Annotated in this window: 4 protein-coding genes and 1 pseudogene; 3 read left to right on the plus strand and 2 right to left on the minus strand. The window is 67.8% G+C overall.

Annotated features, from left to right (window positions below):
- Window positions 1-140, plus strand: a pseudogene (locus OEZ60_RS21915) (bifunctional methylenetetrahydrofolate dehydrogenase/methenyltetrahydrofolate cyclohydrolase); the annotation flags it as partial.
- 4 nt (window positions 141-144) lie between these two features.
- Here OEZ60_RS21915 and OEZ60_RS21920 read toward each other — a convergent pair.
- Window positions 145-984, minus strand: coding sequence for a DMT family transporter (locus OEZ60_RS21920; protein ID WP_263340954.1), 840 nt, complete (start codon window positions 982-984; stop codon window positions 145-147).
- Window positions 985-1,144: 160 nt separating this feature from the next.
- Here OEZ60_RS21920 and OEZ60_RS21925 point away from each other — a divergent pair, with 160 nt between their 5' ends.
- Both OEZ60_RS21925 and OEZ60_RS21930 read left to right on the plus strand, forming a co-directional pair.
- On the plus strand, window positions 1,145-3,514 hold the full coding sequence (locus OEZ60_RS21925) for a DUF1989 domain-containing protein (protein WP_263340957.1): 2,370 nt from the start codon (window positions 1,145-1,147) through the stop codon (window positions 3,512-3,514).
- Between the two features lie 9 nt (window positions 3,515-3,523).
- The gene (locus tag OEZ60_RS21930) at window positions 3,524-3,949 is read left to right on the plus strand and encodes a group II truncated hemoglobin (RefSeq protein ID WP_263340959.1); all 426 of its coding nucleotides are present in this window, start codon (window positions 3,524-3,526) and stop codon (window positions 3,947-3,949) included.
- Here the strand turns inward: OEZ60_RS21930 and OEZ60_RS21935 are convergent.
- Window positions 3,935-4,071 (minus strand): MOFRL family protein (locus OEZ60_RS21935; RefSeq protein WP_317852859.1); only part of this gene is annotated, 137 nt, incomplete at its 5' end. The two genes, OEZ60_RS21930 and OEZ60_RS21935, sit on opposite strands and share 15 nt — an antisense overlap.

Consider the following 4,071-nt stretch of genomic DNA (forward strand, 5'->3'; position numbering starts at 1 on the left):
GCTGTGCCGAGGTCGCCGGCGCCATCACCCCGGTCCCCGGCGGCGTCGGCCCGATGACCATCGCCTGCCTGCTCGCCAACACCCTGACCGCCGCCTGCCGCGCCAACGGTCTGCCAGAGCCCGAAGGGCTGACAGCCTGAAAGGTCAGAGGCCGAGGTAGCCGATCCCGGCAAAGACAAGAGCGACGCCGCCCCATTGGGGCAGCGTCATCCGCTCGCGGAGGAAGGCCCAGGCGAGGAGGATCGTCACGACGCCGAAGACCGATGAGGCGACGGAGGCGAATTCCGGGTGCGGCAGGCCGCCCGCAAGGAGGACGAGCCCGAGCGCCGCGGCGTCGAGCACGCCCATCGTCGCAAGCAGGAGCCAGGGCGCGCGCAGGAACCGCCCGCGCCCGGGTGAGAGCGTGACGACGCCGGCCACGACCGCGAGGGCCGCAGCGCGGGCGACGAAGATCGCGGACAATCCGCTGCCGCTGCCGCTCGCGGCCTGGCCGAGCGCGAAGGTCAGCGCGAAGCCGGTGCCGCCAAGTCCGGCCCAGATCATCGCCGCCCGACGGCCGCCCGAGGCGGTCCCGCTCTCGTCCGACAGGATGGCGATCAGCGCGATGCCGCCGACGATCGTGGCGGCCGCGAGCCATTGCAGCACCGTCGGCGGGGTCCCCGTCGCCGCCGCCCAGAGGAGCGACAGGATCGGATAGGCGCCGACGATCGGCGCGACGAGCCGCAGGGGGCCGATCGCGAAGGCCCGGTAGAGGCTGTAGGTCCCACCCGCAAAGGCGAGGCCGGCAAGTGCCGCGAGTGCCGCCGAGCGCGCCGGTAGCGCGTCCGCTTCGGTAAGCGAAAACGGCAGTAATGCCACGAGGCCGGTCGCAAGAACGACGGTCATCGCCGCCGCGACGTCGACGCGCTGGCTGACATAGCGCACGCAGACATCATGGACGCCCCAGCACAAGGCCGCCGCGAGGCCGAAATAGAGCGATTCCATCTCGCTCAGCCCCCCTTCGGTCCAAAGCGACTAAAAGCATTGCCGTGATCCGGCGCGGTCATGTTTTCCTCAACTTCGCTTGCGGGACGGGTAGCGCTGCGTTATTCTTCATGCTAAACAAATATTCCGAAGATGCAAATCGCGACGGTCGGAGGCGCTGATGCTCGACAAGATCCCTGCCAGGTTCGTTCCGGGTCCGCCGCGTCCGAGTCGCATCCTCACGGCCGAGGCACTGACCCTGCCGCCCGGCACGGAACGCTATGTCGTTCCCGGGGCGGGCGCAATCCTCGTTCCGGTGGCGGCGGGCGACCGGATCATGGTGGTCAACGACGAGGGTGGACAGCCCTGCGAGATCGTCGCCGCCGGCCCCGACGGCAAGATCGATGCCGCGATTCTCGGGCAATCGCCGAATGCCGACGCGGCCGGGCTCAAGGCGCTTCTGGCCAGCGACGAACCGAGCCTGCGGGGGCTCCGCCGCGGCATCGCGGCGCGCGGCATCGACCTCGCCCGCGCTGGCGCGCTCCGCGCCTTCGACGCGACGACGCCGGCACGGACCGAGTGGGAGTTGACCGCAACACGCGACGGCGTGGTGATCGTCGCGGCGCCGGGCGGGGCGATGGATCTCGACGCCCAGGACACGGCGACGCCGGTGACCTTGAGGATCCGCCGCGCCACGCTGCGGCCGGTCAAGGGGTTCGACCTGCCCGATCCGCTCGCCGATCCGGTCCTTGACCTCCGGGTCCGGTCCGCGACGGCGGAGGCCTATCTCGTCAAGGCCGGTGACTACATCCAGATCCTCGATGTCGACGGCCGCCAATGCACGGATTTCCAGTGCTTCGACGCCCGCAAGCTCGACCGCGGCATCGAGCACGCGCTCGACGTGACGACGACGCGGACACTGATGGGCCACGCCTATCCGATGCCGGGCCTGCACGCGAAATACTACGACCAGGAGATGCTGCCGCTCGTCGAGGTGGTGCAGGACACCTGCGGCCGCCACGATGCCTTCGCGCTCGCCTGCTCGTCGAAGTACTACGACGACATCGGCTATCCCGGCCACACCAACTGCTCGGACAATTTCAACGGTGCGCTCGGCAGGCACGGCGTCACCCCGCGCCGCGGCTGGATGGCGATCAACTTCTTCTTCAATACCGGGCTCGACGCGCATGGCGTGATGTATGCCGACGAGCCCTGGACGCGGCCGGGCGACTACGTGCTCCTTCGCGCGATGACCGATCTCGTCTGCGTGAGCTCCGCCTGCCCCGACGACACCACGGCCGCCAATGGCTGGAACCCGACCGACATCCACGTCCGCACCTATTCCGGGGCGGAGAAATTCTCGCGCGCAATCGCCTATCGCCCCACCAAGGACTCGGAGCCGAAGATGACCAAGGAGACCGGCTTCCACGCCAGCTTCGCCAAGCATACCCGCAACTTCGTCGAGTACCGCGGCTACTGGCTGGCCAACTGCTTCGCCACGGCTGGCCCGATCGAGGAATACTGGGCCTGCCGCGAGAAGGCGGTGATCCTCGACCTCTCGCCCTTGCGCAAGTTCGAGATCACCGGGCCGGATGCCGAGGCGCTGATGCAGTACACGCTGACGCGCGACGTGCGAAAGCTCACCACCGGCGGCGTCGTCTACACCGCGATGTGCTACGAGCATGGCGGCATGATCGACGACGGTACGCTGTTCCGCCTTGGCCGCGACAATTTCCGCTGGATCGGCGGCGACGATTACTCCGGGATCTGGCTGCGCGAGCAGGCCGAGAAGCTCGGGCTGAACGTGCTGGTCCGCGCCTCGACCGACCAGCTCCACAACGTCGCCGTGCAGGGCCCGAAGAGCCGTGACATCCTGAAGGGGCTGATCTGGACCGCGCCGCACAATCCGACGCTGGAGGAACTGGCCTGGTTCCGCTTCACCCCGGCGCGGATCGGCGGGCCGGACGGCGTGCCGATCGTGGTCTCGCGCACCGGTTACACGGGCGAGCTCGGCTACGAGGTCTTCTGCCATCCGCGCGATGCGGGCACGGTCTTCGACGCCATCTGGGAGGCGGGTGAGCCTCATGGCATGCGGCCGATGGGGCTCGAGGCGCTCGACATGGTGCGGATCGAAGCAGGACTGATCTTCGCGGGCTACGATTTCTCCGACGAGACCGATCCGTTCGAGGCCGGGATCGCCTTCACCGTGCCCCTGAAGTCCAAGCAGGACGATTTCATCGGCCGCGAGGCGCTGTTGCGCCGCAAGGAGCATCCGAGCCGCAAGCTCGTCGGGCTCGACATAGACGGCGCCGTGAACGTCGGCCACGGCGATCCGGTCCATGTCGGCCGCGCGAAGGTGGGCGAGGTGACGTCCTCGATGCGCTCGCCGATCCTCGGCAAGAACATCGCGCTGGCCCGGATCGACGTCGCCCATGCCGGGATCGGCACCGAGGTCGAGATCGGCAAGCTCGACGGGCAGCAGAAGCGCCTGCCGGCGCGGATCGTGCCTTTCGCCCATTACGACCCGAAGAAGACGCGACCCCAGAGCTGAGGAGGGATCATGGCCGCGAGCATCCTCGACCAGTTGGGCGGCGAACCCGCCCTGCGCAATCTCGTCAACCATTTCTACGATCTCGTGGAGACCGACCCGCGCGGCGAGAACCTGATGCGGCTGCATTTCCGTGGCCATGGGCTGAGCCATGTCCGCGAGGCGCAGTTCGACTTCCTCAGCGGCTTCCTTGGCGGCCGGCGCTACTACGAGGAAAAGCACGGCAGCATGGAAGTGCGGCTGATGCACGCCCATGTGCCGATCGCGCTCGAGGATGCCGAGAGCTGGCTTGAGCTGATGAACCAGGCGATCGACGATCTCGGCTATCAGGGGCCGCATGTCGAGAAGATGCGCGCGGCGTTCCGCCGGGTCGCGCTGATCCTGGTCAACGATCTCCGCGAATGGGGCCTTCCGGCCGCGGATTCAGCCGGCGCCTAGCAGCATTATCTGGACGTCAGCGACGTTTGTTCCTGTTGGTCCTGTTGTGAGGAGGTCTTTGGCTGCGTTGAGGGCTTTGTTGCTGTCGTTGTTGTCGAGGAGGGTTTTGGGGTTTTCGCCGG

The sequence above is a fragment of the Albidovulum salinarum genome, assembly GCF_025673475.1.
Taxonomy (GTDB): domain Bacteria; phylum Pseudomonadota; class Alphaproteobacteria; order Rhodobacterales; family Rhodobacteraceae; genus Albidovulum; species Albidovulum salinarum.